Below are 3,949 nucleotides of genomic sequence, written 5' to 3'. Positions count from 1 at the left end.
GGTGGTACCAGTACTACTTCGCCACCGAGCGCGGCCGTGCCGGCTACGAGAAGAACCGGCACGACTTCTCGAAACTGATCTGGCAGATCGCTTCTCCCAAATGGGCCTTCGACGATGCCACCTTCGACCGCAGCGCTGCCGCCCTGGAGAACCCGGACCATGTCGCCGTCGTGATCCACAACTACCGCYGGCGGCTCGGCCTGGCCGAAGGCGAATCGAAGTACGACGACCTGGAGAACCGGCTCGCCAAGGCTCCGGTCATCACCGTCCCCACGATCACTTTCGAAGGCGATGCCAACGGTGCACCGCATCCTGAGGCGAGCGCCTACGCCGGGAAGTTCTCGGGCAGGTACGAACATCGCGTGGTCCGCGGCGGGATCGGGCACAACCTGCCCCAGGAGGCGCCCCAGGCTTTCGCCGCCGCCGTGGCGGAACTCGCCCGCCTCTGAAAGTGCCTCTGGGCCTCAACTCTGGCAAGTCGACAAGGACCTGCATGTGGGTCAAGTCCTGGACGGAAATTGCTCCGCTAGTCGATTCAAGACGCTGCTCAACGCGCAGTTCGGACGACCAGCACCGCCTGCAGTGACGCAATCTAGTACGGCGCCAGAGAAGCGCGTAGCATGCGACCGGCTTTGCGAACTCGCGTTCTCCAACGCTTCTTCCATCGGTTTCATGGAGTGGGTTGTGGCACAGGAAAAAATCGATTTCGTAGTGAATAGTTCGGTACTACGCCGCCGGCTTCTTCGCGGCGTGGGCGCCGCGGTAGGCGCCTCCATCGTCCTGCCGCGATGGGCGCATGCACAGGCCGCCGCGGGCGGACCGGCGGCGCCGCCGAGCACCATCACCCAGCCGCCGCGCGACTTCAGTGCGCGCGGGGCTCCCACCACCTACTTCACCGATCCCGACGTGCTCACCGTCGATCCGGTGTTCGATGGCCTGCGCCAGCCCAACGCCTCGATCCAGCGGCTGTGGACCGGCGCGTTGTGGTCCGAAGGACCGGCATGGAATTCGGTCGGCCGCTTTCTGGTCTGGAGCGACATCCCGAACAATTGCCAACTGCGATGGAGCGAGGACGACGGCCACGTCAGCGTTTTCCGCTCGCCGTCCAACAACAGCAACGGCAACTCCTTCGACCACCAGGGAAGGCAGCTGTCCTGCGAGCATCTGACGCGGCGCGTGGTGCGCTACGAGCTCGACGGCTCGGTGACCGTCCTCGCGTCGAGCTTCAACGGCAAGCGGCTCAATTCGCCCAACGACGTCGTCCCGCATCCCGACGGCAGCTACTGGTTCACCGACCCGCCCTACGGCGCCCAGCTCTACGAGGGCACGGTCGATGCCGCGGGCGGACCCGCGAACAAGGCCGGCCGGCTGAACCCCAGGCTCGGGCAGCCGCCGGAGATCGGCTTCTACAAGCGCGAACTGCCGACTGCGGTCTACCGCCTCGACAAGAGCGGAACGCTCACGCAGGTCGCCGGCGAAGACCTGGTGCCGGACCCGAACGGCCTGTGCTTCTCGCCCGACTTCAAGAAGCTCTATGTCGTCAGCACCGGGCAGGGGCCGGGCGACACCGTCGCCGGCGGCAAGGGCGACATGTACGTGTTCGACGTCGGTACCGACAACAAGCTCCACAACGGCAAGCTCTTTGGCAACTTCACGATCGATGGCGTGAAGTGCGGCCCCGACGGCGTGCGTGCCGACGTCGACGGCAACCTCTGGTGCTCCAGCAACGCCGGCCGCAGCGTGGGCTACAACGGCGTCACGGTATGGACGCCGCAAGGCCGGCTGATCGGTCGCATCCGGCTGCCGGAGGTCTGCGGCAACATCTGCTTCGGTGGTCCCAAGCGCAACCGCCTGTTCATGGCGGCCAGCCAGTCGTTGTATGCCGTCTATACGGCGACCCAGGGCGCGGCGCCGGCTTAGCACGGCAGCGACGACGCGCGCCCCACCGTGGGCGCCCCCCTTTTTACTTCGCCGCAATGCTCTCGGGCATTGCCGACGAGTGATGGTGCGCAATCAGCCACTGGCCGTTGAGCCATTCGTACACATAGGTGTAGCGGGCGTGCACCGCCTTGCCGTCCTTGAACTTGAAGGTGTAGGTACCGATGTCCTGCGCGACATTGCAGCCGACCCGGATCGTGCGCGAATCGATCTTGCCTTGCGGCGCCCCCTTGAGGAACTTGACGAAGTAGTCGCGGATTTCGGCCGGACTGGTGCGCGGCTGGTTCGACACCGTGGCCAGCAGCACGCCGTCAGGAGCGTAGTTGGCCACCACCTTGTCGGGATCCTGCGTGGCGAGGGAGGCATTCCAGCGATCGAACAGTGCCTCGATCTGGCGTTCGCTGGCGGGAACACAACTTGCGCTCGCGGCCGTCTGTGCCAACACGGAGGTTGACATGCAAAGCGCCAACACAGCGGCAGCGGGAAGAAGCTTGGAAAAACGCGGGATCATCGAAGAGTCCATTCATGCAAGTGGTTAAACACAGGACTCATTGTTCGAGGGGCGAATGAACATCCATCGCGGCGGCGATGAACGTGTGTCGAACACAAGATGAACGCCGAATGAACGGCCTGGCTAGCCCGCCGTCTCGCTGATGCGGTATCCGAGGCCGCGCACGGTCTGCAGCAGCTGCACCGCGTGGTCGCCGTCGATCTTCATGCGAAGTCGCCGCACGTAGACATCCACGATATTGGTGAGCGGATCCTCGTGCGTGCCCCAGACATTGGCCAGGATGCGTTCGCGGCTGTACACCCGCCCGGGTGCGCTCATGAGCAGCTCGAGAAATGCCAGTTCCTTGGCCGTCAGCGTGATCGGCTGCCCCGCGCGCTCCACGCGCATGCGTTCGCGGTCCAGCACCAGGTTGGCCACCCGCAAGGTCGTGACCCGCAGCCTGAGGTCCCGGCCGCGGCGCAGCAGCGCCTCGATGCGCGCGAGCAGTTCCTCGAAGTCGAAGGGCTTGGTCAGGTAGTCGTCGGCGCCGAGGCGCAGGCCGTTCACCTTGTCTTCGGTCGTGCTCATGGCGGTCAGCATCAGCACCGGCGTCTGGCCGCCCTCGGCGCGGAAGGTCTGGCACAGCTCCAGGCCGTTGATGCCCGGCAGCATCAGATCGAGGATCAAAAGCGCGAGGTCTCCGCGGCGCGCCAGCTCCAGCCCCTGCGGACCGGTGCGGGCATGCGTCACCGCAAAGCCTTCCGCCTTCAGCCCGCGGACCAGGAAATCGGCGACACGGGGATCGTCTTCGACAATCAGGATGCTTCTGTTCATGGCTGCAGGGCACTGGCCTCGAATTCGTGGATCGGCAGGCGTGCAAGAACGATGCGAACTTCAGTCCCTTCCTCGGGCCAGCTCTGGATCTCGATGTGCCCGCGATGAGCCTTGACGATGGCCTGCGCGATGGAAAGGCCGATGCCGCTGCCATCCGCCCGGTGCGCGCGTGCCCGCTGGCCGCGGACGAAGCGCTCGAACACCCGGGGCAACTCGTCTTCGCCGATGCCGATGCCGTGGTCGCGGACCACGATGGCGACTTCGTCTGCGGCAACGTGGCAGCCCAGACGCACCTTGCCGTCCGGACGGGAATAGCGGATGGCGTTGTCCAAGACGATCATCACCGCCTGGCGCAGCCGGTCGCCGTCTGCGCGAACCATGACCGTTTCCACCACGGGCTCGCAGGTCAGCGCGGCCCCATGCAGCGCCGCCAGGGCCTCGCCCTGTTCCACGACCTCGCTCAGCAGCATCGAGAGATCCAAGGGGGACGGCTGGATCACCAGCTGGTCGGCTTCGGCCCGCGCGATCAGGAGCAGATCGCCAATCACCTTGGTCAACTGCTGAACGGTGCCGACGATGCGTTTCAGGGCATGGCGGTACTCCTCGGCCGGCTTGTCGCCGCCGCGAAGCGTGATCTCCGCCTCTCCGCGAATCGCCGTCGCCGGTGTCCGCAGCTCATGGCTGAGG

4 protein-coding genes and 1 pseudogene are annotated in these 3,949 nt (G+C 65.6%); 2 read left to right on the top strand and 3 right to left on the bottom strand.

Features of this window, described 5'->3' with window-relative positions:
- Positions 1 to 449, top strand: a pseudogene (locus AC1DOC_RS23180) (alpha/beta hydrolase); the annotation flags it as partial.
- Positions 450 to 711: 262 nt separating this feature from the next.
- Complete coding sequence (locus tag AC1DOC_RS23175) at positions 712 to 1,920, top strand: SMP-30/gluconolactonase/LRE family protein (RefSeq protein WP_370880695.1); 1,209 nt, start codon at positions 712 to 714, stop codon at positions 1,918 to 1,920.
- 43 nt (positions 1,921 to 1,963) lie between these two features.
- On the opposite strand, the gene AC1DOC_RS23170 is transcribed toward AC1DOC_RS23175, so the two are convergent.
- The 3 genes from AC1DOC_RS23170 to AC1DOC_RS23160 form a co-directional block, all read right to left on the bottom strand.
- Complete coding sequence (locus AC1DOC_RS23170; protein WP_018904436.1) at positions 1,964 to 2,461, bottom strand: SgcJ/EcaC family oxidoreductase; 498 nt, start codon at positions 2,459 to 2,461, stop codon at positions 1,964 to 1,966.
- A 111-nt stretch (positions 2,462 to 2,572) separates the two neighbouring features.
- Positions 2,573 to 3,262 (bottom strand): response regulator transcription factor, encoded by a 690-nt coding sequence (locus tag AC1DOC_RS23165; protein ID WP_018904437.1) that lies wholly within the window; start codon positions 3,260 to 3,262, stop codon positions 2,573 to 2,575.
- Positions 3,259 to 3,949: sensor histidine kinase (locus tag AC1DOC_RS23160; RefSeq protein WP_478130566.1), on the bottom strand; the 691-nt coding region annotated here is incomplete at its 5' end. The genes AC1DOC_RS23160 and AC1DOC_RS23165, both read right to left, overlap by 4 nt.

The organism is Variovorax sp. 01T439_2 (genome assembly GCF_056398445.1).
The sequence above is the reverse complement of the archived record's forward strand: the minus strand, read 5'-3'. Positions and strand labels throughout refer to the sequence as shown.